General features: G+C 60.4%; 20 protein-coding genes. 8 read left to right on the top strand and 12 right to left on the bottom strand.

Features of this window, described 5'->3' with window-relative positions; genetic code table 11:
- The first annotated feature begins 231 nt into the window (after window positions 1-231).
- Together BMY73_RS11405 and BMY73_RS11400 are read left to right on the top strand one after the other, a co-directional pair.
- The gene (locus tag BMY73_RS11405; RefSeq protein WP_062379521.1) at window positions 232-2,157 is read left to right on the top strand and encodes a RecQ family ATP-dependent DNA helicase; all 1,926 of its coding nucleotides are present in this window, start codon (window positions 232-234) and stop codon (window positions 2,155-2,157) included.
- A 51-nt stretch (window positions 2,158-2,208) separates the two neighbouring features.
- Window positions 2,209-2,640 (top strand): acyl-CoA thioesterase, encoded by a 432-nt coding sequence (locus BMY73_RS11400; protein ID WP_062379519.1) that lies wholly within the window; start codon window positions 2,209-2,211, stop codon window positions 2,638-2,640.
- Between the two features lie 55 nt (window positions 2,641-2,695).
- Here the strand turns inward: BMY73_RS11400 and BMY73_RS11395 are convergent, their stop codons facing one another.
- The 4 genes from BMY73_RS11395 to BMY73_RS11380 all read right to left on the bottom strand — a co-directional run bounded on the left by BMY73_RS11395 (window position 2,696) and on the right by BMY73_RS11380 (window position 7,530).
- The gene (locus BMY73_RS11395; protein WP_062379517.1) at window positions 2,696-3,169 is read right to left on the bottom strand and encodes a glycine zipper domain-containing protein; all 474 of its coding nucleotides are present in this window, start codon (window positions 3,167-3,169) and stop codon (window positions 2,696-2,698) included.
- 205 nt (window positions 3,170-3,374) lie between these two features.
- A complete protein-coding gene (locus BMY73_RS11390; protein ID WP_175500171.1) occupies window positions 3,375-5,705 on the bottom strand; it encodes an FdhF/YdeP family oxidoreductase in 2,331 nt (776 codons plus the stop codon).
- 2 nt (window positions 5,706-5,707) lie between these two features.
- Window positions 5,708-6,547, bottom strand: a complete 840-nt coding sequence (fdhD, locus tag BMY73_RS11385) for a formate dehydrogenase accessory sulfurtransferase FdhD (RefSeq protein WP_092407154.1) — start codon at window positions 6,545-6,547, stop codon at window positions 5,708-5,710.
- Between the two features lie 95 nt (window positions 6,548-6,642).
- Window positions 6,643-7,530 carry a LysR family transcriptional regulator gene (locus BMY73_RS11380; RefSeq protein WP_062379512.1) on the bottom strand — a complete coding sequence of 296 codons (888 nt, stop codon included), beginning with the start codon at window positions 7,528-7,530 and terminating at the stop codon, window positions 6,643-6,645.
- A gap of 165 nt (window positions 7,531-7,695) precedes the next feature.
- On the opposite strand from BMY73_RS11380, the gene lysM reads away from it, so the two are divergent.
- The gene (gene lysM, locus BMY73_RS11375) at window positions 7,696-8,136 is read left to right on the top strand and encodes a peptidoglycan-binding protein LysM (protein ID WP_092407152.1); all 441 of its coding nucleotides are present in this window, start codon (window positions 7,696-7,698) and stop codon (window positions 8,134-8,136) included.
- A 113-nt stretch (window positions 8,137-8,249) separates the two neighbouring features.
- Here lysM and yrfG read toward each other — a convergent pair whose 3' ends face one another.
- A complete protein-coding gene (gene yrfG / locus BMY73_RS11370) occupies window positions 8,250-8,912 on the bottom strand; it encodes a GMP/IMP nucleotidase (RefSeq protein ID WP_092407150.1) in 663 nt (220 codons plus the stop codon).
- Between the two features lie 96 nt (window positions 8,913-9,008).
- On the opposite strand from yrfG, the gene nudE reads away from it, so the two are divergent.
- The gene (gene nudE, locus BMY73_RS11365; protein ID WP_092407148.1) at window positions 9,009-9,575 is read left to right on the top strand and encodes an ADP compounds hydrolase NudE; all 567 of its coding nucleotides are present in this window, start codon (window positions 9,009-9,011) and stop codon (window positions 9,573-9,575) included.
- Window positions 9,572-10,414, top strand: coding sequence for a 3'(2'),5'-bisphosphate nucleotidase CysQ (cysQ, locus tag BMY73_RS11360; RefSeq protein ID WP_092407146.1), 843 nt, complete (start codon window positions 9,572-9,574; stop codon window positions 10,412-10,414). Before nudE ends, cysQ begins: the two co-directional genes overlap by 4 nt.
- A 324-nt stretch (window positions 10,415-10,738) precedes the next feature.
- On the opposite strand, the gene BMY73_RS11355 is transcribed toward cysQ, so the two are convergent.
- From BMY73_RS11355 to rfbB, 7 genes are all read right to left on the bottom strand, one after another.
- Window positions 10,739-11,203, bottom strand: a complete 465-nt coding sequence (locus tag BMY73_RS11355; protein WP_092407144.1) for a YiiD C-terminal domain-containing protein — start codon at window positions 11,201-11,203, stop codon at window positions 10,739-10,741.
- Window positions 11,190-12,569 (bottom strand): sigma-54-dependent transcriptional regulator, encoded by a 1,380-nt coding sequence (locus BMY73_RS11350; protein ID WP_092407142.1) that lies wholly within the window; start codon window positions 12,567-12,569, stop codon window positions 11,190-11,192. Before BMY73_RS11350 ends, BMY73_RS11355 begins: the two co-directional genes overlap by 14 nt.
- Window positions 12,566-14,377 (bottom strand): sensor histidine kinase, encoded by a 1,812-nt coding sequence (locus BMY73_RS11345; RefSeq protein WP_062379692.1) that lies wholly within the window; start codon window positions 14,375-14,377, stop codon window positions 12,566-12,568. Before BMY73_RS11345 ends, BMY73_RS11350 begins: the two co-directional genes overlap by 4 nt.
- Before the next feature lie 205 nt (window positions 14,378-14,582).
- Entirely contained in the window at window positions 14,583-15,464 is an 882-nt protein-coding gene (gene rfbD, locus BMY73_RS11340) for a dTDP-4-dehydrorhamnose reductase (protein ID WP_092407140.1), read from the bottom strand.
- On the bottom strand, window positions 15,461-16,006 hold the full coding sequence (rfbC, locus tag BMY73_RS11335; RefSeq protein WP_092407137.1) for a dTDP-4-dehydrorhamnose 3,5-epimerase: 546 nt from the start codon (window positions 16,004-16,006) through the stop codon (window positions 15,461-15,463). The genes rfbD and rfbC overlap by 4 nt, the downstream gene beginning before the upstream one ends.
- On the bottom strand, window positions 16,003-16,878 hold the full coding sequence (gene rfbA / locus BMY73_RS11330) for a glucose-1-phosphate thymidylyltransferase RfbA (RefSeq protein ID WP_062379495.1): 876 nt from the start codon (window positions 16,876-16,878) through the stop codon (window positions 16,003-16,005). The genes rfbC and rfbA overlap by 4 nt, the downstream gene beginning before the upstream one ends.
- The gene (rfbB, locus tag BMY73_RS11325) at window positions 16,875-17,954 is read right to left on the bottom strand and encodes a dTDP-glucose 4,6-dehydratase (protein WP_062379493.1); all 1,080 of its coding nucleotides are present in this window, start codon (window positions 17,952-17,954) and stop codon (window positions 16,875-16,877) included. Before rfbB ends, rfbA begins: the two co-directional genes overlap by 4 nt.
- Window positions 17,955-18,234: 280 nt before the next feature.
- On the opposite strand from rfbB, the gene BMY73_RS11320 reads away from it, so the two are divergent.
- The 3 genes from BMY73_RS11320 to BMY73_RS11305 all read left to right on the top strand — a co-directional run bounded on the left by BMY73_RS11320 (window position 18,235) and on the right by BMY73_RS11305 (window position 24,417).
- Window positions 18,235-21,153, top strand: coding sequence for an aminotransferase (locus BMY73_RS11320; protein ID WP_092407135.1), 2,919 nt, complete (start codon window positions 18,235-18,237; stop codon window positions 21,151-21,153).
- Window positions 21,154-21,399: 246 nt separating this feature from the next.
- Window positions 21,400-22,506, top strand: a complete 1,107-nt coding sequence (gene aguA, locus BMY73_RS11315) for an agmatine deiminase (protein ID WP_062379489.1) — start codon at window positions 21,400-21,402, stop codon at window positions 22,504-22,506.
- Window positions 22,507-23,148: 642 nt separating this feature from the next.
- Window positions 23,149-24,417 carry an OprD family porin gene (locus BMY73_RS11305; RefSeq protein ID WP_092407240.1) on the top strand — a complete coding sequence of 423 codons (1,269 nt, stop codon included), beginning with the start codon at window positions 23,149-23,151 and terminating at the stop codon, window positions 24,415-24,417.
- Window positions 24,418-24,476: the final 59 nt, after the last annotated feature.

Raw genomic sequence — 24,476 nt, 5'->3', positions numbered from 1 at the left:
GGCATATCGCGTATTTCGGGCTGTGCTCTGAACAGGGTGAAGGGACGACATAAAACGTAACATGGGTGGTGGCGAGGTTATATGCCGCGATGTTGTTTTGCTAGTACAGCGTATCGATGCCGCGTCAGAGAGGTATCCTGATCGGCATTTCTGTAACGGTTTCGGTGTACTGCGCCCAAACCCACCGCGCTAAGGTTGCTCACCTTTGCGACGGTCCATGGAGTGGCGGCTATGCATCAAACCCTTGAACAGGTTTTCGGTTATCGGCAGTTTCGTGCCGGACAAGAGGCCGCGATCAGCGCGGTGCTGGCGGGACGTTCTGCGGCCGCGATCTTCCCCACAGGCTCGGGCAAGTCGCTGTGTTATCAATTGCCGGCGTTGCTGCTCCCACACCTGACGCTCGTGGTGTCACCGCTGCTGGCGCTGATTCAGGACCAGTTGGCTTTTTTGCAGCGTCATGGTATTGCGGCCGCGAGTATCGATTCGGCGCAGAGTCGCGATGAGGTCGCGGACGTGATGTCGCGTGCCCGGTCGGGTGAGCTGAAAATCCTTATGATCTCGGTCGAGCGCCTGAAGAACGAGCGTTTCAGGCACTTCATCTCGCAAGTGCCTATCTCGTTGCTGGTGGTTGACGAAGCGCACTGCATTTCGGAGTGGGGGCATAACTTTCGGCCCGACTACCTTAAGCTTCCGGACTACCAACGCGAGTTCAAGATCCCCCAGGCGTTGCTGCTGACCGCCACCGCTACGCCACACGTCATCGACGACATGCAAAGCAAATTCGCCATTGCCCCCGACGACGTGGTGTCGACAGGCTTTTATCGAGCCAATCTGACGTTACGGGTCGAGCCGACCCCGGGCCGCGACAAACGCCGTCGTCTGGTGCAATGGCTTGGAGAACGCGCAGGGCAGCCGAGCATCGTCTACGTCACGCTGCAAAAAACAGCGGAATTCGTCGCCGCTCATCTGGCACAAAACGGCATTCCGGCGCACGCCTATCATGCCGGACTGCCTCACGATAAGCGTGAGTCCATCCAACGGCAGTTCATGGACGGTCGGCTGAACTGCATCGTCGCCACCATCGCCTTCGGCATGGGCATCGACAAGAGCGATATCCGCAACGTCGTGCATTTCGACCTGCCCAAATCCATTGAAAACTACAGTCAGGAAATCGGAAGGGCGGGGCGCGATGGTGCCGGCTCGGAGTGCCTGGTGCTAGCTAATCGTGACAGCCTGAATGTGCTGGAGAACTTCGTGTACGGCGACACGCCGGAGCGCGAAGGTATTGCTCGGGTGCTGGATGACCTGCTCAGTGCGCGTCACGACGGGCAATGGGAGTTCTTGCCGCTGCCGCTCTCGGAGATGAGCAATATTCGCCAGTTGCCGCTCAAGACCCTCCTGGTGCAACTGGAGCTGCGAGGCATCATCGCGCCGCGTTATTCCTACTTCGCTGAATACCGTTTCAAGTACCTGATCGAACCGCACGAGCTCGTGGCGCGCTTTCAGGGCGAGCGGCAGCAGTTTGTGCAGGCTCTGGTCGAAACCTCCAGTCGCGCCCGCACGTGGGCCACGGTCAATTTCGACGCGATGTATCAGCAGTATCACGCCGAGCGCTCACGCGTCGTCACAGCGCTGGACTTCTTTCAGGAAAAGGGCTGGATCGAGCTGGAGAGCAAACAGATGACCGAGGTGTACAGCCTGTTGGTCAGCGATTTCGATGCAAAGGCACTGAGCGAAGAACTGCATGATTATTTCGTGCACCACGAAACGACCGAAGTGGCGCGCATCCACGCCATGCTGGATCTGTTTGCCAGTGAGCAGTGCTTAAGCCATCGTCTGGCGCAGTATTTCGGCGACGCCCAGGCGCCCGAACGCTGCGGACATTGTTCGGTGTGTGCCGGTCAGGTGGCTCGCTTGCCCGAGCCTCCGGCACTGATGCCGCTGGAGCAACAAAACTTCGAGGCGTTGTGTGGCGATTTCATCGGCAAGCATCGCGGGGCGCGAGGCCATGATCCGAGCGCTGAATGCTTGACCCGGTTTCTTTGCGGTATCAGCGTGCCGCAGTTCACCAGGCTCAAGGCAAGAACTATCGCCGGGTTTGCGGTGCTCGAGGACTATCCCTATGCCGCAGTGCGGGATTGGGTGCTGAGCCGCTGATGGATGTTAAAGCCGTTTCCGCAGAATTCATCGACAGTAAGGAGAGACTGAATGCCCCAACCGATGCCGCAACGTGCCGACTACCGCCATTTCCAGGCCATCACCACGCGCTGGCATGACAACGACATTTATGGGCACGTGAATAACGTCACTTACTACAGCTTCTTCGACAGTGCTGTGAACCGTTATCTGATCGAGCGAGGCGGGCTGGATATACATGAGGGGGCGGTTGTCGGGTTTGTGGTGAGCTCATCGTGCGACTACTTTGCGTCGATCGCGTATCCAGACCTGATCGAGGTGGGTTTGCGTGTGGGCAAGTTGGGCAACAGTTCGGTGCAATACGAGCTGGCCGTCTTCAAGGCAGGCGAGGATGAGGCCAGTGCGGCGGGGCGGTTCGTGCATGTGTTCGTGGATCGCGCATCGAATCAACCGGTGCCGATCCCTGACGGATTGCGTGAAGCGATGGAACAACTGGTCGCCTGAAACGAAAACCGGCCGCAAGGAGGCGGCCGGTGTGCAAGCGATATTGCGCTGAATATCAGCGATGACGCCAGCCGCGATGACGGCCGTGATCGTGATGACGGGGGCCATGACCATGGCGGTAATCACGACGGTCGCCACGGTAGCCACGGCGGTAATCGTCGTCACGACGGCTTTGCTCGCCCATATAGTTACCCAGCGCGCCGCCAGCGCCACCGCCTGCTGCCGCGCCGACCAGGCTGCCGGTGCTGCCGCCGACGCTTCGGCCGATGACGTTACCGCCTGCTGCGCCAAGGCCACCGCCGATGGCTGCTTCGGTACGGTTGTGACGGTTTGCACCGACTGCACCACCCGCCGCGCCACCAAGTCCCGCGCCAATCGCGGATCCGGTGCTGCCGCCGATTTGCTGGCCAACAACCGAACCCAGTACCCCACCCAATGCGCCGCCCACACCGGCCGTCACGTTGTCGCCAGCAGAGGCGAAACCGGTGGCCAGGGAGAGGGACAACAACAGAATCGAGGAATACTTCATATATGGATGCTCATAGGGATGACGACGCGATCCTGCAATTATGAAGAAAATGTCACAATCGAAATCCGACGAATAACACGAGTTGTATACAAATCACTAAGTTATTGTTTTCAGTCGGGAACTTATGGCCATTTGACCAGTCTGACGTTACTTCACAAAGGCCCGAATCACGCGATTCGGGCCTTTTTTTGTCGTCTCTGGGTGCTTAGATAATCCGAGCCGTTTCGCTGTACCGCTCCAGCTTGATGGCCACGAATTTCGACGTGGGTGTGTGGCTACCGTCGCCCACGCTTTCCAGCGGCACCAAGGGGTTGACCTCCGGGTAGTAGGCTGCGGCCTGGCCGGCGGGAATATCGAAAGGCAGCAACGTGAAGCCTTTGACCCGGCGTTCGATCTCATCGCCCCAGATCGACACGATGTCCGCTTTCTGACCTGGGACGAAGCCCAGACGAACGATGTCGGCTTCGTTGAGGAAGAGCACGTCACGCTGGCCTTTCACGCCGCGATAACGGTCGTCCAGGCCATAGATGGTGGTGTTGTACTGATCATGGGAACGCATGGATTGCATGATCAGGTCCGGCACGATGCCTGTCCCCCGGATGCTTTCGTGGAGCAGGTCGCTCGGCAACAGGTTGGACTTGAAGTTGGCGCGCGCACTCGGCGTGTTCCACTTGCGTGAACCCGCAGTGTTGCCCAGGTAGAAACCGCCCGGGTTCTTGATCTTCTCATTGAAGTCCTTGAACGCCGGAATGGTGTCCGCGATCAGGTCGCGAATGCGGCTGTAATCTTCCACCAGCCACAGCCAGTCCACCGGTTGCTTGCCGAGCGTCGCGTTGGCGATGCCGGCCAGAATCGCTGGCTCCGAACGCATGTGACGGGACAGCGGCTTGAGCTGGCCGTTGGAGGCGTGAACCATGCTGAAGGAGTCTTCCACGGTCACCGCTTGCGGGCCCTCGGCCTGGATGTCGATGTCGGTGCGACCGAAGCACGGCAGTATCAGCGCTTCCTTGCCGTGGGTCAGATGACTGCGATTGAGCTTGGTGCTGATCTGCACGGTCAGGTCGCAATTGCGCAGTGCTTCAAAGGTGCGTGGGCTGTCTGGGGTGGCTTGGGCGAAGTTGCCGCCCAGGCCAATGAAGACTTTCGAGCGGCCTTCGAGCATGGCGTGAATCGCTTCGACGACGTTGTGGCCGTTCTCGCGAGGCACTTTGAACTGGAAACGTTTTTCCAGGGCATCCAGGAAGAACGCCGGTGGGCGCTCGTTGATGCCCATGGTGCGGTCGCCCTGCACGTTACTGTGGCCGCGCACCGGGCACAGCCCCGCGCCCGGTTTGCCGATGTTGCCGCGCAGCAGCATCAGGTTGGCGACTTCCTGAATGGTCGGCACCGAGTGACGATGTTGGGTGATGCCCATCGCCCAGCACATGATCACGTTCTTGCCTTTGGCGTACATGCGCGCAGCGCGTTCAATGTCCTCCAGCGGCAAGCCGGACTGCTCGATGATGAACTCCCAGGAGGTCTCGTCGACTTTCGCCAGGTAATCCAGCACACCGTTGGTGTGTTCATTGATGAATGCGTGATCGAACATGGCCGGTTCGCCCTTGGCCTGTGCTTCGCGTTCCCATTGCAGCAGAAACTTGGCCATGCCCCGCAGCAGCGCCATGTCGCCACCCAGTGCCGGGCGGAAGTAAGCGGTGTTGGTCGGTTCGGAGCCGTTGCTGAGCATTTCCAGCGGGTGTTGCGGGTGCTGGAAGCGTTCCAGGCCACGCTCTTTCAACGGGTTGACGCACACTACCTGGGCACCGCGTTGAACGGCTTCACGCAGGGGTTCGAGCATGCGCGGGTGGTTGGTGCCCGGGTTCTGACCCAATACGAAAATCGCGTCGGCATGTTCGAAGTCGTCGAAGGTCACCGTGCCTTTGCCGACGCCCACGCTTTGAGACAGGGCAACGCCGCTGGCTTCGTGGCACATGTTCGAGCAGTCCGGAAAGTTGTTGGTGCCATAGGCGCGCACGAACAGCTGGTACAGGTACGCCGCTTCGTTGCTGGCCCGACCCGAGGTGTAGAACTCGGCCATGTTCGGGCTTGGCAGGTTGTTGAGGTGTCTGGCGATCAGCGCGAACGCATCGTCCCAGGCGATCGGCTTATAGCGATCGGAGTCGGCGTCATACACCATCGGCTCGGTCAGACGACCCTGGTATTCCAGCCAGTAGTCACTTTGTTCCAGCAGGGAACTGACGCTGTAACGGGCGAAGAACGACGGATCGACGCGGCGCTTGGTGGCTTCCCAGTTGACCGCCTTGGCGCCGTTTTCGCAGAACTTGACCATGCCGCTTTCCGGCGAGTCACCCCAGGCGCAGCCCGGGCAGTCGAAGCCGCCGTTCTGGTTGGTCTTGAGCATCGCGCGCAAATTCTTCAGCGCGTTGTCGCTGGTCAGCCAGGCTTGTGTAACGCTGATCAGCGCGCCCCATCCACCGGCCGGACCCTTGTAGGGCTTGTAGCGCGGAACGGGGGTTTTGTCGGCTTGTTTGTGCATGCTCACGCTTTTTTCTCCAAGGCAGGGCTGTAGACCCGCGGCGCACTGTGTTTAGGCAGATGAATGAGGTTGAGGTTGTGACGGCGGGCCCATTGCAGCGCCAGGCCCGTGGGCGAGGACAGGCTGACCAGGGTTTGTATGCCGGCACGCAGGACTTTCTGAATCAGTTCGAGGCTGCAGCGGCTGGTCACGATCGCCAGACCGCCCGAGGTCGGGATGCTCTGGCGAATCAAGGCGCCGATCAGCTTGTCGAGTGCGTTGTGGCGGCCAATGTCTTCGCGGCCCATCAGCAATTCGCCCTGATCGTTCATGAACATCGCCGCATGGACGGCACCGCAGTGTTCGCCCAGCGGTTGAAATTCGCTCATGCGCTCACGCAGGCCTTTCAGCCATTCGGCGGGCGGCAACGGCGCGCCGGGCAGGACATTCAGTTCGGGCAGGGCCTGCTCCACGGCTTCCACGCCACACAGCCCGCAGCCGCTGGTGCCTGCCAGTTGTCGACGCTGGGTCTTGAGGTTCCAGAAGGCGCGACTGGCAATTTCGACTTCTGCGGTTTGCGCAGAGCCGCAGCCGCCCAGCTTGATGTCGTAAATCTCGTCAGGGGATTCGATGATGCCGCTGCCGATACTGAAGCCGACAATGAAGTCCTCCAGATCGGTGGGCGTCACCAGCATCACGGCCTGGCTGATGCCGTTATAGGCAATGGCCAACGCCACTTCTTCGGCGAGCACGTTAGGTTCGCAGGTGTCGTGTTCCAGGTTCGAGTAGCTGTAAGACTGGCTTGCGGCAGGCGCGGGCAGTTGTTTTGCGGGCGCCGTGCTCTCCGTGTGCTTGGAATGCATCGGGAAGTACCGGCAGAGTTTTCAGACCCTAAGCCTAGGCCTCTGGTCGGATAACGTCTAATCGCTAGTACTGATGCCCTGATAGATGACGTCGATCAAGATGGCTCGATCATTTTCTGATAGAGGCCAAAGCAGGCCTCGGCCAAGGCTGAACGCGGTGCGGCGCGGCGCATGATCAGTCCGAGACGGGCGAGTGTCTGGGCCTGCTCAATGGGTTGCAGGCGCAGATGCTCGGTCAGCGTTTCCAGTCCGCCGTCCAGCGGCATGATCGCGCAACAGAACCCGCCGTAAACCGCTTGCAGCAGTTGATGCACCGCGTCGGTCTGGATCAGCGGTTGAGGCTGTAGCCCGCGGCTGTGGAAGTTGTGGTCGATGGACTGGCGAAAGTGCATGCCGCTGGTCAGCAGCCCGAGCGGCAGTTCGATCAGGCTTTCCCAGCTCAAAGGCTCGTCGCCAAAGCTGAAATGGCGCTGGTCGTACATCAGGCCCATGCGGGTTTCAGCCAGCTCGTGGGAATCGAAGCGTTCCGTGTCGAGGCGATCCAGGTACGAGACGCCCAGGTCCAGCCGATTGCTCGCCAGTTGATCGAGGATCTGCTCGGAGCTGAGTGAGGACAGTTCAAAGCGCATGTTCGGGTGAGCAGCGTGCAGGCGCTGCAGCAAGGGCAACGGGTCGAAGTTCGACAGCGGAACCACGCCCAGACGCAACGTACCGACCAGGTGCCCGCGACAGGCGGCGGCTTCGGCTTGCAGGCCGTCATAGGCCGCCAATACGGTGCGTGCCCAGGCCAATACGCGCTCACCCGGCGCCGTAAACCCTTCGAATCGCTGGCCCCGATTGACCAATGGCAGGTCCAGCTCCTCTTCGAGGCTGCGCAAACGCATGGACAGCGTGGGTTGCGTGATATGGCAACGCGCAGCCGCCTGCCCGAAGTGACGGGTTTCGTCGAGGGCGATCAGGAATTTCAGCTGTTTGATGTCCATTGTCACTCCGCAAGGCACAGGGCAGGCCCGGCGATTCTAGCGCGACAGGATGACGCATGGGACGTTGAGCGCCGAAGGGGTCATTGGTCGGATGCCTGGAGCGGTTTGCGCGACACGGCTATGGTTGGAGTTCGGATATCACAAAAAACGCAGGGAGAACGGGTTATGAGCCTTTTAAGTTTCGTCAAAGAAGCAGGTGAAAAACTCATCGACCTTCTTACGCCGGGCAACGCGAATGCTGGCGAGCAGTTGAAGGAGCACATCGCAAAAGTCGGTCTTGGAAACCCAAACGTTCAGGCGACGGTGGAGGGCGACAAGGTCACGCTGACGGGCGAGGTAGCCAGTCAGGAAGAGAAGGAAAAAATCATTCTCGCCGCCGGCAATATCGAGGGTGTCGGGAGTGTGGATGATCAGATGACTGTCACCGGACCGGCCATCGCTGCGGCCAGATTCGTCGTCGTCAAAAAGGGTGACACGCTGAGTGCGATTTCGTTGGCGGTCTATGGCCACGCGAACCAGTACAACAAGATCTTCGAAGCGAACAAGCCGATGTTGTCGCACCCGGACAAGATTTATCCAGGACAGACCTTGCGCATTCCGGAGTGAGGATTATCGTCGCCTGAATGTACGTCTTCGCGGGCAAGCGCGCTCCTACAAAGGACTGCGATCTCTGTAGGAGCGCGCTTGCCCGCGATGGCGTCGGTCCATTTGATAAAAATCTACAGCCCTGCAATCAACTCCCGATAATCCTCCAGCGCCGCAAACTCCTCCGTATCCTTGGGCCCTTTCTTGCTGTCGGGCTCACGTACCGCGAGCAAATGTCTGACTCCGAAATGTCCCGCGCTGCGCAGGATCGGCAAGGTATCGTCGATGAACAGGCTGCGTGCGGGATCAAACGCGATGTCGGCGTGCAGGGCATCCCAGAACTGCGGGTTTTCCTTGGGGTAACCGTAGTCGTGAGAGCTGATCAACCGCTCGAAATAAGGCGCCAGTTGCAGACGCTCCATTTTCAACGAGAGTGAGTCGCGGTGGGCGTTGGTGATCATGATCACGCGCTTGCCGGCCTGTTTCACGGCGGCCAGGAACGTCTCGGCATCCGGGCGCAAGGCGATCAAGTGCGCGATTTCGACCTTCAGGTCTTTCACCGAGAGTTTCAGCTCTGCGCTCCAGAAGTCCGTGCAATACCAGTTCAGCGTGCCGGCGTTTTTCTCGAACAGCGGCATCAATTCCATGTGCGCCATGGCGCGGCTGACACCGTGCAGTTCGGCATAGCGTTGGGGCAGGTGCTCCAGCCAGAAATGGTTGTCGAAGTGCAGATCGAGCAGCGTTCCGTCCATATCCAGCAGAACGGTGTCGATGTCGCGCCAGGGCAAAGAAGGCATACGGGTCTCTCGGCGATGAAGAAGTCACTGGGCTTTCCGACAAAGACATTCGGAAAAGCCACGGTATAGTACCCCGTCTACGCCAAGGAGCTCGTCATGCGCCAGAAACCCACCGTACTTGCCCGCGAAATCGTCGCAAGCAGCCGTCTGTTCCGCGTTGAAGAAGTGCAGTTGCGCTTTTCCAACGGCGTGGAGCGTGTGTATGAGCGTCTGGTCGGACGCGGCAATGGCTATGGCGCGGTGATGATCGTCGCGATGCTCGATGCCGAACACGCGGTGTTGGTGGAAGAGTATTGCGGCGGCACGGACGAGTATGAGTTGTCCCTGCCCAAAGGCCTCGTCGAGCCCGGCGAAGATGTGCTGGCAGCTGCCAACCGTGAACTCAAGGAGGAGGCCGGTTATGGGGCACGCCAGCTTGAACACCTGACGGAGCTGTCGCTGTCGCCCGGCTACATGAGCCAGAAGATCCAGGTGGTGCTGGCGACCGACCTGTATGAAGAGCGTTTGCCGGGCGATGAGCCTGAGCCGATGCGAGTGGACAAGATCAACTTGCGCGAGCTTTCCAGCCTCGTTCAACACCCTCAATTTTCGGAAGGCCGGGCCCTGGCCGCGCTGTATCTGGCACGTGACCTGTTGACTCAGCGCGGAGCATTCCAGCCATGACCGACGTATTTACAGACCTCCCGCACCCATTGCTCGCACCGGTGATCGACCTGTGTCGCCGCGCCGGGGAAGCCATCCTGCCGTTCTGGCGCTCGGGCGTTGAGGTCACAGCAAAGTCAGACGACTCGCCTGTCACGGCGGCTGACATTGCGGCTCACGAGCTGCTGGTTGCAGGTTTGAAGGCGCTGGACCCAAGTATTCACATCCTGTCTGAAGAGGACGCCAACATTCCGCTGAGCGAACGCAGTCAATGGCGGCGCTGGTGGCTGGTCGACCCTCTGGACGGCACCAAGGAGTTCATTTCCGGCAGCGAAGAGTTCACCGTCAACGTCGCGCTGATCGAAAACGGTCGTGTGGTGTTCGGCGTGGTGTCGATGCCGACCAATAATCGCTGTTACTTCGGTGGGGCGGGTCTGGGTGCGTGGCGCAGTGACGATGCTGCTCACATCATGCCGATCAGCGTTCGCAGCGCACCGGCAACTGACAAGTCGTTCACGGTGGTGGCCAGTCGTCGTCATTCAAGCCCGGAGCAGGAAAAACTGCTCGCCGGATTGTCCGCAGTGGTGGGTGAATTGCAACTGACCAACATCGGCAGTTCGTTGAAGTTTTGCCTGTTGGCCGAGGGGGCTGCCGATTGCTATCCCCGTCTGGCGCCGACTTCGCAGTGGGACACGGCCGCCGCGCAAGGCGTGCTGGAAGGCGCGGGTGGCGTGGTGCTGAATCTGGCCGGCGAAACGTTTGACTATCCGGCGCGGGAATCGCTGCTTAATGGGTTCTTTCTGGCGCTGCCGGCCGAGGCCACTTGGCGTGATGCGTTGATTGATCTAGCCAAGGCGTAAGCGGCAATGGCGGTGCATCAGGCTGATCGCGTTGGTAGGGTTTACTGCCGCTTCGCGCCAGATCGCGGGACAAGCCACGCTCCTACCGTCTCGGCGAAAATTGAAGCGGGCGGTGTACCGTTGGATCGCAATCCTGGGGCCATCGCGACTCTGCTTCTGCCCGGAGGGCGTGGGAGCGTGGCTTGTCCCGCGATCTGGCGCGAAGCGGCAGCAAAAGAGGCAGTCGCGATCATCCAGAAATACCGCAATTGCCGGATTGGCGACTGCTTCGCAGCCGATCGCGGGCAAGCGCGCTCCTACAGGGGCGGTGACCTACGTCTGGTTTTAGTGGTGCAGCACGTATTGCCCCACGAACTCCACTGCTGAATCTTCCGAGCCTTCGGCGACGATCCGGGTATTCAACGCCAGCCGCGCACGACCGCGGCGTTGGTACATCCTCAGGAACTTGTCCCAGGTCGCCTCATCCGGCGCATCGCAGATCGCCACGCCGTCGCGTTTGACGGGCAGGGGATAGCTGATCTGACCTTCATGAATGACGATGTGGCCGTCGTCGATCCCGGCTTCCTTCAAGCGCAGATACAACCAGCCCCAACCTGCCAGCACGGCGCCGCAATACAGGCTGCCACCAAACAGCGTGCTCTTGTGGTTGATGTTGGGCTCAAGCGGCAGGTGCAGGCGCAGCGAGCGGTCGTGCCAGCTGACGACCTTGATGCCCATGTCGCGGGTCAGGGGAATGTCCTGATGCAGGACGTCTTCCAGCATTTGCGAGGTTGAGTCATTCGTTGTCATCGGAACCACCCCCGCTGAAATTCAGGCCATGTTTGCGGAGTTTGTCGTGCAGGGTTTTGCGGGGCACACCGAGCGCTTCAGCGAGGCTGCGGACCGAACTGTGAGGACGTGTGAGTTCAGCGGCGATCAGCGCGCGCTCGAAGGCTTCGACCTGTTCGCTGAGGCCGCCGCTCGACGACGGCATGTTCGCGTGGGCGGCGCCTTCCAGTTCCAGTTCGAGGCCCAGCGCGAAACGTTCGGCGGCGTTCTGAAGTTCACGCACGTTGCCTGGCCACGTGTGGCGCAGCAGCATCGCCCGATGGCCGGGCTGCAGTTCATGGCGAGGCAGCCCATGGCGCAGGCTCGCGGCGTCGGCGAAGTGCTGGAACAGCACCAGCGCATCCTCGCCACGCTCGCGTAGCGGAGGAATGCGCAATGGCGCCACGTTCAACCGGTAATACAAGTCGGCGCGAAACCGGCCCTGATCGGCCGCGTGACGCAGATCTTCCTTGGTCGCCGCGATGACCCGGATATCCAGCGGAATCTGCTGGTTTCCGCCCAGACGCTCCACGACACGCTCCTGCAACAGGCGCAGCAGTTTGACCTGCACGTCCATGCTCATGCTCTCGATCTCATCGAGAAACAGCGTGCCGCCGTTGGCGAACTCGAACTTGCCGATGCGCCGCTTTTGCGCGCCCGTGAACGCGCCGGGTTCGTGCCCGAACAGCTCGCTCTCCACGACCGATTCCGCCAGCGCGCCGGCATTGATGGCCACGAACGGCCCGGCCCGGCGATTGGACAGATCATGCAGTGCGCGGGCAACGACTTCCTTGCCTGCGCCGGTTTCGCCCAGAATCAACACGTCGGCTTTGGTCGCCGCCAGTGCGCCAATCTGATCGCGCAAGCGCTGGATCGGGGCCGATAACCCGACCAGACGCGTGCTCAATTGCTGACGATCACTGAGTTCAAGGCGCAGGCTTCGGTTGTCCAGCACCAGTTGGCGCAGCGCCAGGGCACGTCGCACGCTATCAAGCAACGCATCGCTGGCGAACGGTTTTTCAAGGAAATCGTAAGCGCCCGCGCGCATGGCCTGTACCGCCAGCGGCACATCGCCGTGACCGGTGATCAACAGCACCGGCAATTCAGGGTCTTGAGCGTGCAACTGGTTCAGCAGTTCGAGCCCGTCGATGCCGGGCATGCGGATATCGCTGACGATCACACCCGGCCAGTCGCGCTCGATGCGTGCCTGCAGACCGGTGGCGTCGCTCAATGGAAGGATTTTCAGTCCGGCCAGATCCAGTGTCTGGCTCAGCGCCTGACGCAGATGCGGGTCGTCGTCGATCAGCACAACCTGAATCCGGCTGTCGATGGCGGTGTCCGTGGTCATGCAGATAGGTCCTCTGGCGGTTGAAGATTGACCCCTGAGGCGCCTGTGCGCATTCGCAGCGTCAACAGGGCGCCGCCTTCGGGGTGATTGGCGAACAGCAGTTCGCCGCCCAGGGCGCGCATCAGGGTATCGCAGATCGCCAGGCCAAGGCCCAACCCTTGCGTGCGGGTCTTGGTGGTGAAAAACGGTTCGCGTGCATGCTCCAGCGCCTCACGTGAGAAGCCCGGTCCGTTGTCGCGAATGTACAGATTGACGCCCTCGGCGTTGTGTTCGGCACTGATCCACAATTTGCGCGGCGGGCCTTTTTCGGTCAGTGCATCCAGTGCGTTCGCCAGCAGGTTGCCCAGTACCTGGCGCAACCGTGTTTCGCCCGCCTGAACCCACAGCGTGGCGTCCGGAAGGTCGCGAATCAGCTCGACCTCCATCGCCCTGCGACGCTTGGCGAGCAGGGCCAGCGCATCGTCCAGGGCCGGTTGCAGCGCCACGCTCTCCGGCGCATGGCGATCACGACGGGCGAAGGCACGCAGGTGCGCGATGATCGACGCCATGCGTCCGGTCAGTTCGCTGATCAGCTTGAGATTGCCCCGTGCGTCATCGATGCGCTGATGATCGAGCAAGACTTCGGCGTTTTCGGCGTAACTGCGGATGGCCGCGAGCGGCTGATTGAGCTCATGGCTGATGCTGGCCGACATGGTGCCCAGCGCTGACAATTTCCCGGCCTGAACCAGTTCGTCCTGTGCGCGGAACAGTTCCTGCTGCGCATGTTCACGCTCCAGCACTTCCTGGCGCAGCCGTCGGTTCAGCCCCTCCAGATCAGCCGTACGTTCGACCACCCGCACTTCCAGTTCCCGCCGCGCCTTGCCCTCGAAATTAATGCGGTCCAGGTAATGACGCCGCCGCTGCATCAGGATACCCAGCAACAGCATCACCACCAGCAAGGTGGCGCCGCCGACGGCGACGACAGTGCGCACCGGACGCGAAACCAGCACCTGAGGGGCCAGGATGCTGACGCTCCAGCCGGTTTCGTCGATGTGTTGCGTCTGGGTCAGCCAGCCATTGTCATCCAGCTGCAAGGGGCGCGGATCACGGGTCGGGTAGGGCTGGATGGCGACGATGGCCTGCTTCTCTTCCTCGCTGAGCGGGCGCGTCGCACGGAAACGCCAGTTCGGATTGGAGGTCAGGATCACCACGCCATTGTGGTCGGTGACCAACAGTTGTTCAGGCGTCTTGCCCCACAGGGTTTCGGTCAGGTCCAGGTCGACCTTGACCACCAACACACCAATGACAGTACTGCCCTCGCGCACGGCGGCGGCGAAGAAATAACCCCGTTTGGCTGACGTTGTGCCCAGGCCGAAGAAGCGCCCGAGGTTGCCCGCCATCGCGTTGCTGAAATAAGGTCGAAACGCAAAATTGCGCCCGACGAAGCTGTCGCGCTTGTCCCAGTTCGACGCGGCGAGCGTGTCGCCGTTGGGCGCCATCAGGTAAATGACTTCGGCACCGGTCTGCCGCGCGATGTTCATCAGCAACTGGTTAGCGTTGCTCTGGGCTGCGGCGTCCTGAGGGTTGGCCAGGGTCGCGCGCAGACCGGGCAGATCGCCAAGGATCTGCGGCAGGGTTTCGTAGCGGTGCAAGGTCCCCAGCAAGTTGGCGACGTACAGGTCCAGCGTCTGACGGTTCTGGCTCAGCAGTTCATTGCGGTAGTAGTGCTCCGCCAGGCGTTCGAGCGGCCACAGCAGTGGCGCCAGAATCAATGCCAGCAATGCGAGGCTGCGCCAACGAGGGCGACGAGGAAGAGAGGAACTGGTCATGAAATCGCCCGGTGGGTCCGTTGCGATGCCTGCGTGAGGTCTGCGGAACATGGTCGTCTGCGCCGGCCTCTTCGCGAGCAAGCTAACTCCCACAGAGGCGGATGTAGTAACGCCCTGTAGGAGTGAGCTTGCTCGCGAAGGCGTCAATTCAGACGATGCAGTGATTCAGACCGGGGCCGCTCAGCATCGAGTCAGCCCATTATGCCTACCGCTGCTGAGCTAAGCACTCCAGCATTGCTTCGTGCCAGTCTGGCTGGCTGACACCCCACTCACGTTGCAGACGACTGCAGTCAAGGCGGGAGTTGAGCGGACGTCTGGCCGGGGTCGGATAGGCGCTGGAAGGAATCGGCTCCAGGGTCGCGCAGGGTTTGCCTGCTTTGATCAGTTCCTGACCAATGGCTTGGGCAAAGCCGAACCAGGAGGTTTCGCCACTGGCGGTCAGGTGATAAACACCCCATTGACCTGGCTGGCCTTCTCGCCAGCGCTCGATCAGTGCGCGTGTGCTCTGCGCAATGGTGCCTGCCCAGGTCGGCGCGCCAATCTGATCGGCAACAATGGTCAGCTTTTCGCGCTCTTGCAGCAGGCGTTGCATGGTCAGCAGGAAGTTGCGACCGGTCAGCGAGTACACCCAACTGGTGCGCAGGATCAGTGCCTGCGCACCCGTCGCCGTGATTGCTTGTTCTCCGGCCAGTTTGCTGCTGCCGTAAACGCCCAAAGGGTTGGGCGTGTCCGTCTCCGTCCACAATCCGTCCTTGCTGCCATCGAAGACGTAATCGGTGGAGTAATGAATCAACGGAATGCCCAACCGCGACGCTTCCTCGGCGAACACACCAGGAGACGTCGCGTTGATGGCATAGGCCAGCTCAGGCTCGCTTTCAGCCTGATCGACAGCCGTGTGCGCGGCGGCGTTGATGATCAGGTCCGGCCGGATCTCGTCCACGGCAGGCCGGATCGACTCAGGGTGACCGAGATCCATCTGGTCGCGCCCCAGCACGATGAGTTCGCCAAGCCCTTTGAGGCTCTGCTGCAGTGCTTGAGACACCTGGCCGTGCTGGCCGCTGATCAAAATGCGCAGCGGTCGGCTCATGGAAACAGATCCGCGTCTTTGAGCAGCTTGCCGACTTGATCCTTGGCGGACAGCGTTGGCGGCTCGCTCAACCCCCAGTTGATGGCCAGCTCTGGATCGTCCCAGCGAATGCAGCGCTCGGCCGAGGGGGTGTAGTAGTCAGTGGTTTTGTAGAGAAATTCGGCGTAGTCGCTCAGTACGACGAAACCGTGAGCGAAACCCGGCGGAATCCACAGCTGCCTGGCGTTTTGCGCGGACAGCTCCAGGCCGAACCACTTGCCGAAATGCGGTGAACTGCGGCGGATATCGACCGCGATGTCGAGCACGCTGCCTGCGGTCACGCGCACGAGTTTGCCCTGGGCGTTTTCGATCTGATAATGCAGGCCCCGCAGCACGCCCTTTTGCGAGCGTGAGTGGTTGTCCTGCACGAACTGAGCGCTGATCCCGGTTTTTTCGGCAAACGTCCTGGCGTTAAAGCTTTCGTAGAAGAAGCCACGTTCATCACCGAATACCTTCGGTTCGAGGATGAGGACTTCAGGCAACTCGCTCTCGATCACATTCACTGGCTTTCCCCTGCAATTTTGAACAGGTACTGACCGTAGCCTGTCTTGCCGAAATAGTCAGCACGTGTCAGCAAGTGAGTCTTGTCGATCCAGCCATTCTGGTAGGCGATCTCTTCGAGGCACGCGACTTTGAGGCCTTGGCGATGTTCGATGGTCTGCACGTATTGCGAGGCATCCAGCAGGCTGTCGTGCGTCCCGGTGTCGAGCCAGGCAAAGCCCCGTCCGAAACGTTCGACGCGCAGATCGCCGCGTTTGAGATAAGCGTTGTTGACGTCGGTAATTTCAAGCTCGCCGCGTGGCGAAGGCTTGACGTCCTTGGCGATCCGCACGACTTCATTGTCGTAGAAGTACAGGCCGGTCACCGCGTAGCTGGACTTCGGTGACTTGGGTTTTTCCTCGATCGACAGCGCCTGGCCGTTCTCGTCGAAATCAACCACGCCGAACCGTTCTGGATCCTTGACCCAGTACCCGAATACCGTCGCACCGGATGGATGGCTCGCTGCGCGCTTGAGCTGATCGCTGAAGTGCTGACCGTGGAAGATGTTGTCGCCCAGGATCAGGCACACGGAGTCATCACCGATGAAGCTTTCGCCAATCAGGAATGCTTGCGCCAGGCCGTCCGGTTTGGGCTGCTCCGCGTAATGGAAGTGCACGCCGAACTGACTGCCATCGCCGAGCAGAGCCCGGTATTGGGGCAGGTCCAGCGGAGTGGAGATGATCAGGATGTCTTTGACGCCTGCCAGCATCAGCACCGAGATCGGGTAGTAGATCATCGGTTTGTCGTAGATCGGCAGCAGTTGCTTGGAGACGCCGAGCGTAATGGGGTGCAAGCGAGTGCCTGAGCCGCCCGCCAGTACAATTCCTTTAGTCATGCGATCAGATCCTTCACGTTGGTGCCCAGTCGTTCGCCCTGGTAGCTGCCGTCCTTCACGTGACGGCACCACTCCAGATTGTCGAGATACCACTGCACGGTTTTGCGCAGTCCTGATTCAAAGGTTTCTTCCGGCTTCCAGCCGAGCTCGCGCTCGATCTTGCTGGCGTCGATGGCGTAGCGCATGTCGTGGCCCGGACGGTCTGTCACGTAAGTGATGAGGTCCGCGTAGTGGGACACGCCCTTGCGCTGCTCCGGCGCCAGCTCTTCGAGCAACGCGCAGATGCCGCGCACCACGTCGATGTTTTTCTGCTCGTTGTGGCCACCGATGTTGTACGTCTCGCCGACCTTGCCCTCGGTCACGACCTTGAGCAATGCGCGGGCGTGGTCTTCCACGAACAACCAGTCACGCACTTGCAGGCCGTTGCCATAAACAGGCAGCGGTTTTCCGGCCAGTGCATTGAGGATGACCAACGGGATGAGTTTTTCCGGGAAGTGAAACGGCCCATAGTTGTTGGAGCAGTTGGTCACGACGACCGGCAAACCATAGGTACGTTGCCACGCACGGACCAGGTGGTCGGATGCTGCCTTGCTGGCGGAATACGGCGAGCTGGGGGCATACGGCGTGGTTTCGGTGAACAGATCATCGACGCCATGCAGGTCGCCGTACACTTCGTCGGTGGAGATGTGATGGAAGCGGAACGCAGTACGTTCGGCTTCCGGCAAGGTTTGCCAGTAGCCACGAGTCGCTTCCAGCAGGCTGTAGGTCCCGACGATGTTGGTCTGGATGAACTCGCCGGGTCCATCGATAGAGCGGTCTACGTGAGACTCGGCTGCCAAGTGCATGATCGCATCGGGCTTGAAGCGGGCGAGCACCTTACTGACGGCGGCCTGATCGACGATGTCCTGCTGCACGAATTCGTAACGGGTATTGGTGACGATACTCTGCAGTGATTCGAGGTTGCCTGCGTAGGTCAACTTGTCGAAATTCAGTACGTCGTGGTCGGTGTTGTTGATCAAATGGCGGATCAGCGCAGAACCGATAAAACCGGCGCCACCGGTGACAAGTATTCGCATGGCTAAACCTTCTTCCCTGGATGGACGACAAGATAACGAAGCATAGCTTGTGGCGGGTCGGTGACAGGCGCAAGGCACAAACCGCCCAGAGGCCATGAAATTAATTGATGGCCAGACCCTTGAAGCGTCATAAAACCGTCGCGACTGTTTCATTTGCTTAACGAATACGCTATCTGTCGGTCATTCCTTGAAATTCTTTACTCGCATGCTGCCGGGGTTGCTTATGCAGCCAGCAACTGGCGATAGTGCGCGTCCATCCTTGTCCTTGGGGCTTTCCAACATGCCGCTCGCCACCTTGATTCGTCGATCCAGTCTGCCTTGCCCGGAAATCAGCATGAATGACGCTGCCGAGTTGCTATCGACGCTTTATGGGCTGGCGGGCTCCTTGAAAGAGCTGGGCAGCCACCAGGACCGCAACTTTCTTGTCGATGGCGGCGACGGTCGGCGCTATGTGTTGAAGATCTGCCACGGTGACTACGCGACGGCCGAGCTGGACGCCCAACACGCAGCGTTGCGACACCTGGGCGGTCAGTCAAACGTTCGGGTTCCGGGCGTGATGAGCGCCCTGAACGGCCAGGATCTGTTGTCCGTGGAGGTCGACGGTCATCCCGTGCATGTACGTTTGCTGGAGTTTATCGAAGGTCAGTCGATGGCTCATGTCGAGCATCTGAGCCGGCACGTGATGGTCGGGTTGGCCGAGCTTTGCGCCCAGGTCGATGTGGCGTTGGCGAACTTCGAGCATCCGGGGCTTGAGCGCATCCTGCAGTGGGATCCGCGTCATGCGAGCGCACTGATCAAACATTTGCTGCCGGTGATCGACGACGCCGAGAAACGCGACTGTATCGCCGAGGCTGCGCAGCAGGCTCACGCGCATTTGCTGCCGCTGATCGCCGCGCTACCGGTGCAGGCGATCCACATGGATATCACCGAATACAACGTTGTCTGGGCGCGCGACGAACATGCCATGTGGCAGTTGCAGGGCTTGATCGACTTCGGTGATCTGGTGCGCACCTGGCGCATCGCCGATTTGTCGGTGACATGCGCCGCGTTGCTGCACCACGCCGAGGGCGATCCCTTGTACATCCTGCCCGCGATCAAGGCGTATCACGCCATCAACCCCCTGCAGCCGCAAGAGTTGCAAGCATTGTGGCCGCTGATCGTCGCGCGCTCCGCCGTACTGGTGCTCAGCAGCGAGCAGCAAGCCAGCATCGAGCCCGACAACACCTATATCCAGGCCAACCTTGCCAGCGAATGGAACATCTTTGACGTCGCGACCTCTGTGCCGATGGCGCTGATGGAGGCAGCGATTCTAGACGCCGTCGGCCTGCTTGAAGAGCCAGCCCCTGCAGGGCCCTGTTCGCCCCTATTGCCAAGCCTGAGCGGGCAGGCATTCACGATGGTGGACCTGGGCGTGCTCAGTGAGCATTTCGATGCGGGGAACTGGGAGCAAAGCGATATTGACGAGCAGTTGCTCAACGAGACCGCTCACGCACACGGCCTGGCGGCGAGCCGATACGGTGAATACCGGCTGTCGAGAACCCTGCCCGACAGCGCTCGTGAACCGGACACTTTTGCGCTGCATGTTGAAGTGATCATCCCTCATGGCACCGCTGTGCACGCCCCGTTCCATGGCTCGTTGCGCCACACCGCCGATGGTGCGCTGATGCTGGTGGGCGAGGAGTCCAACCTGCGTGTGTGGGGTGTGCGCTCGGATTTTGACTCCGGCGTGGAGTTTGCCGCCGGTGACGTGATCGGGCAGGGCGGTGGTTCGCTGATTGTGCAGTTGTGTTCGGAGCCGGACGTCAGCCCGCCATTGTTCTGTACACCCTCGCGCGCTGCAGCATGGCGCAGTCTGTGTCCATCGCCCCGGAGTCTGCTGGGCTTCGATTGCGACGCGCCGCCTTTGCAGGACGCCGCACACCTGCTCGCGCGCCGCGACGCCAGTTTTGCCCGCTCGCAGAAACACTATTACCAGGCGCCGCCGCAGATCGAGCGCGGCTGGCGCAACCATTTGATCGACATGCAGGGCCGCTCGTACCTGGACATGCTCAACAACGTAGCCGTGCTTGGGCACGGTCATCCTCGCATGGCGCAGGTGGCGGCCAGACAGTGGTCGCTGCTCAACACCAACTCGCGCTTCCATTATGCCGCCGTTGCCGAGTTCTCCGAGCGTCTGCTCAAGCTCGCGCCTGAGGGCATGGATCGGGTTTTTTTGGTCAACAGCGGGACCGAAGCGAACGATCTGGCGATTCGTCTGGCATGGGCCTACAGCGGCGGGCGAGATGTCCTGAGCGTGCTTGAGGCTTATCACGGCTGGTCGGTGGCGACCGACGCGATCTCGACGTCCATCGCAGACAACCCGCAAGCGCTCAGCACGCGTCCTGAATGGGTGCATCCGGTTGTGGCGCCGAACACCTACCGTGGCGAAGCGCGTGGGGAGGACAGCACACCGTTCTACCTGAAGAGCGTGGATGCACATCTGGCTCGACTGGCCGAACAGGGCCGTCAGCTCGCCGGATTCATTTGCGAGCCGGTGTACGGCAACGCGGGCGGCATTTCGCTGCCGCCGGGTTACTTGCAACAGGTGTATCAGAAGGTCCGCGCCCAGGGCGGCGTGTGCATCGCTGATGAAGTGCAGGTCGGGTACGGCCGCCTGGGCCATTACTTCTGGGGTTTTGAAGAGCAGGGCGTGGTGCCGGACATCATTACCATGGCCAAGGGCATGGGCAACGGGCATCCGCTGGGGGCAGTCATCACACGCAGGGAAATCGCCGAAGCGCTGGAAGCTGAGGGTTATTTCTTCTCGTCTTCTGGCGGCAGCCCGGTCAGCTGCCGGATCGGCATGGCGGTGCTGGACGTCATGGAAGAAGAACGGCTCTGGGAAAACACCCGTTTGGTCGGCGGTTACTTCAAGGAACGGCTGCTGGCGCTGATCGATAAACATCCACTGGTTGGCGCGGCTCATGGCTCCGGCTTCTATCTGGGACTTGAGCTGGTGCGCAATCGCGAGACGCTGGAGCCTGCTACGGAAGAAACCACCTACCTGTGCGAGCGTCTGCGCGAGCTGGGCATCTTCATGCAGCCCACCGGCGATTACCTGAATATCCTCAAGATCAAGCCGCCGATGGTTACCTCGCGACGCAGTGTCGACTTCTTTGTCGATCAGGTATCGAAGGTGTTGAGCGAGCTGGAGGGCTGACGGCGCTTTCTGTCGCTCATTGATGTGTGCGGGTGGGCAAGCTCACCCCACCATTCTGCAGCGGCAAGAACGCATAGGCCCAGATTAATATCGACTAAATTAGGGCCTCCTATCAGCTTTTAAGATTTTAAGGCTTCTAACACCGATTTTTATCGGCTATAAAGACGGCCCGATTGTCACCGCTCACCTTTCAGGGTGATATGGCGCATTGAAAACCCTCGACGGTTCACTGGAGTCCTGATTGTCATGACCACGCTCAAGAGCACACCGCGCGCCGATGGCTTCTACATGCCCGCTGAATGGGCGCCGCAAACCCAGACCTGGATGGTCTGGCCAGAGCGCCCTGACAACTGGCGTCTGGGCGGCAAGCCGGTGCAGACCGCGCACGTTGCCGTCGCCAAGGCGATCGCGCGTTTCGAGCCGGTGACCGTCGCTGTCTCGGCGGCACAGTTCGACAACGCCCGTGCCCGGCTGGACGTGCCGAATATCCGTGTCGTCGAGATCAGCAACAACGACGCCTGGGTGCGCGACACTGGCCCGACCTTTGTCATCAACGATCAGGGCGAAGTGCGCGGCGTGGACTGGGCGTTCAATGCCTGGGGTGGATTCGATGGCGGCCTGTATTCGCCGTGGAACCTGGATTCCGCCCTGGCCAGCAAAGTGCTGGAAATCGAACGTTGCCCGCGCTACGTCACTGAAGGCTTCGTGCTGGAAGGCGGGTCGATCCATGTTGACGGTGAAGGCACGCTGATCACCACGGAAGAATGCCTGCTCAATCGCAACCGCAATCCGCACTTGTCCCGTGAAGAAATCGAAGCCGTGCTGCGCGATCACTTGTCTGTCGAGAAGATCATCTGGTTGCCGGACGGTCTGTACAACGACGAAACCGACGGGCATGTGGATAACTTCTGCTGCTACGTGCGCCCGGGTGAAGTGCTGCTGGCCTGGACCGACGACCCGAAAGATCCCAACTTCCCCCGCTGCCAGGCGGCGATGGGCGTGCTGGAGAATGCTCGCGATGCCAAAGGGCGGCCGTTCGTCGTCCATAAGATGCCGATTCCCGGCCCGCTGTTCGCCACGGAAGAAGAGTGCGCTGGCGTTGATCAGGTGCACGGCAGCCAGGAGCGCAACCCTTCGGTGCGCCTCGCCGGTTCCTATGTGAACTTCCTGATCGTCAACGGCGGCATCATCGCGCCGAGTTTCAACGATCCGCTCGACGAAACCGCTCGCGAGATCCTTCAGCGTCTGTTCCCGGAGCATGAGGTGGTCATGGTGCCCGGCCGTGAGCTGCTGCTGGGCGGCGGTAATATTCACTGCCTGACCCAACAACAACCGGCGCCACACCGTCGCTGAGTTGGTTCGCTTCTTGCTGTCTTGAAAGCCCATCGGACGATGGGCTTTTTTGTGGGTAGCGTTTTCACCTTTACCTGGCGATACCGCGCGCAGGGCGTGCTAAATGGTTACCCCTTCCTCCGTCTGTAACAAAAGCTGGTTAGATTTCGCAGTTCAGGACACACGAGGTTATCCCTATGAACGCAGTGTATGAGTCACGTGTGACTCGAGGTTTGTCTGCCAGCAGTGAAGCACGGCAGATAATGGCGGACTGGTTACGGATAACCCAGGCTCCACGCCCACAGGAGCAGCAAAACCCAGACTACCGCGCGCTGCTGACTCAGCGTTATCCATGCGGCTTGATCAATGACGCCGAGATAGAAGCGCTGTTGGCCATACTTCACAACTGATGAGTTTGCCTCTCCCAGGTCTGGGGAGGCTCTGCGCGCGTCGTTTTGGCTTTCGTCAAATTGACACTCCTTTGGGCCGGGGATAGCATTCGCGCCTCCACCGCCTGTGGCCACGCGCCATGTACGTGCATCAGTAGTCCACTGCGATGATTTCGTGCGGGCTTCCGAAACTGCCATCAGATTCGGAAGACGCAATTACCTGCCCGGGTATTTGCCACAGCGCGCGATCAATCTGCTCAACAAGGACAACAAGATGAAACAGCGTATCGGCCTGCTCACTCTGGGCATCATCGCCGCCACTCACGCCATGGCGGACGGCCAGGCAGACGCCCAGGGCTTCGTCGAAGACAGCAGCCTGAAGGTCAATCTGCGCAACGCCTACATCAATCGCGACTACAAGAATGGCCCTGAAGACCGCTCTGAATGGGGTCAGGCGTTCATGGCCAACTATGCGTCCGGCTTCACCCAGGGCACCGTGGGTGTCGGTGTCGACGCGTTCGGTTTGTATGCTGTTCGTCTGGACGGTGGCAAGGGTAAGAGCGGCGCGGGCGGTATCGACTTTTTCAAACAGGGTGACAGCGGTAACGCCGCCGACGACCTGCAGCGTTTCGGCGGCGCGGTCAAATTCCGCGTGTCCAACACTGTCCTGAAGTACGGCGACATGATGCCCGAGCTGCCGGTGCTGAGTTACGACAACTCGCGTCTGCTGCCTGAGAGCTACACCGGCACCATGATCACCTCCGAAGAGATCAAGGACCTCAAGCTGGTGGCCGGCCGTTTCACCGCCCAGACCCGCAAGAGTGCCGAAGGCCGTGACAGCGGCGACCTGAAAAGCATCAACGTCTGGGGTGCCGCGTACAAATTCACCGACGCCTTCAGCGGTGCGTACTACTCCTCCGACGACGAAGACGTGCTGAAGAAGCAGTACGTGAACCTGAACTATGTCTGGGCGCTGCCAAAAGACCAGTCGCTGACGTTCGACTTCAACGGCTACAAAACCAGGCTGGACAAGGATTTTGCGGTCAACGACGCGCGTGACAACAAGATCTGGAGCCTGGCGGCGACCTGGGCCGTCGGCATTCACTCCTTCACCCTGGCCCATCAGCGCAGCACCGGCGAGACCGGCTACGCCTATGGCGGCTACCGTAACAACGGCGGTACCGGCGATGGCGGAAACAGCATCTACCTGGCCAACTCGTACTGGTCTGACTTCAACGGCAAGGACGAGCGTTCCTGGCAGTTGGGCTACGGGGTCAACTTGTCGACCGTCGTGACGCCGGGTCTGAGCTACAAAGTGGCCTACGTACGCGGTGATAACATCGACGACGGCACCGATCGTGGTCGTGGCGAAGAGCGCGAGCTGTTCAGCCAACTGAGCTACGTCGTACAAAGCGGCCCTGCCAAGGACTTGTCCCTGCGCCTGCGCAACTCGTGGTTGCGCGTGTCCAACGATGTTGATCAGTACAACGTCGGTGGTAACGAAACCCGTATCTTCATCGACTACCCGATCAACGTCTTCTGATGTTGAATCACGGTTGAGCTGACGCTGCAGAAACACGCCCTGGTCGAGAGATTGGGGCG

This window comes from Pseudomonas sp. NFACC02 (assembly GCF_900110765.1).
Lineage (GTDB): Bacteria > Pseudomonadota > Gammaproteobacteria > Pseudomonadales > Pseudomonadaceae > Aquipseudomonas.
Note: the sequence above shows the minus strand (reverse complement) of the source record. Positions and strands in the feature narration are given on the sequence as shown.

What these genes read in the sequence shown, in the direction of transcription:
- BMY73_RS11305 (WP_092407240.1), top strand. Translation starts at nt 23,149, where the DNA reads ATGAAACAGCGTATCGGCCTGCTCACTCTGGGCATCATCGCCGCCACT.
- BMY73_RS11345 (WP_062379692.1), bottom strand. Translation starts at nt 14,377, where the DNA reads ATGACCAGTTCCTCTCTTCCTCGTCGCCCTCGTTGGCGCAGCCTCGCA.
- BMY73_RS11395 (WP_062379517.1), bottom strand. Translation starts at nt 3,169, where the DNA reads ATGAAGTATTCCTCGATTCTGTTGTTGTCCCTCTCCCTGGCCACCGGT.
- yrfG (WP_092407150.1), bottom strand. Translation starts at nt 8,912, where the DNA reads ATGCCTTCTTTGCCCTGGCGCGACATCGACACCGTTCTGCTGGATATG.
- BMY73_RS11405 (WP_062379521.1), top strand. Translation starts at nt 232, where the DNA reads ATGCATCAAACCCTTGAACAGGTTTTCGGTTATCGGCAGTTTCGTGCC.
- BMY73_RS11400 (WP_062379519.1), top strand. Translation starts at nt 2,209, where the DNA reads ATGCCCCAACCGATGCCGCAACGTGCCGACTACCGCCATTTCCAGGCC.
- rfbA (WP_062379495.1), bottom strand. Translation starts at nt 16,878, where the DNA reads ATGACTAAAGGAATTGTACTGGCGGGCGGCTCAGGCACTCGCTTGCAC.
- BMY73_RS11320 (WP_092407135.1), top strand. Translation starts at nt 18,235, where the DNA reads ATGCCGCTCGCCACCTTGATTCGTCGATCCAGTCTGCCTTGCCCGGAA.
- rfbD (WP_092407140.1), bottom strand. Translation starts at nt 15,464, where the DNA reads ATGAGCCGACCGCTGCGCATTTTGATCAGCGGCCAGCACGGCCAGGTG.
- BMY73_RS11390 (WP_175500171.1), bottom strand. Translation starts at nt 5,705, where the DNA reads ATGCACAAACAAGCCGACAAAACCCCCGTTCCGCGCTACAAGCCCTAC.
- lysM (WP_092407152.1), top strand. Translation starts at nt 7,696, where the DNA reads ATGAGCCTTTTAAGTTTCGTCAAAGAAGCAGGTGAAAAACTCATCGAC.
- BMY73_RS11380 (WP_062379512.1), bottom strand. Translation starts at nt 7,530, where the DNA reads ATGGACATCAAACAGCTGAAATTCCTGATCGCCCTCGACGAAACCCGT.
- BMY73_RS11350 (WP_092407142.1), bottom strand. Translation starts at nt 12,569, where the DNA reads ATGACCACGGACACCGCCATCGACAGCCGGATTCAGGTTGTGCTGATC.
- cysQ (WP_092407146.1), top strand. Translation starts at nt 9,572, where the DNA reads ATGACCGACGTATTTACAGACCTCCCGCACCCATTGCTCGCACCGGTG.
- BMY73_RS11355 (WP_092407144.1), bottom strand. Translation starts at nt 11,203, where the DNA reads ATGACAACGAATGACTCAACCTCGCAAATGCTGGAAGACGTCCTGCAT.
- nudE (WP_092407148.1), top strand. Translation starts at nt 9,009, where the DNA reads ATGCGCCAGAAACCCACCGTACTTGCCCGCGAAATCGTCGCAAGCAGC.
- aguA (WP_062379489.1), top strand. Translation starts at nt 21,400, where the DNA reads ATGACCACGCTCAAGAGCACACCGCGCGCCGATGGCTTCTACATGCCC.
- fdhD (WP_092407154.1), bottom strand. Translation starts at nt 6,547, where the DNA reads ATGCATTCCAAGCACACGGAGAGCACGGCGCCCGCAAAACAACTGCCC.
- rfbB (WP_062379493.1), bottom strand. Translation starts at nt 17,954, where the DNA reads ATGCGAATACTTGTCACCGGTGGCGCCGGTTTTATCGGTTCTGCGCTG.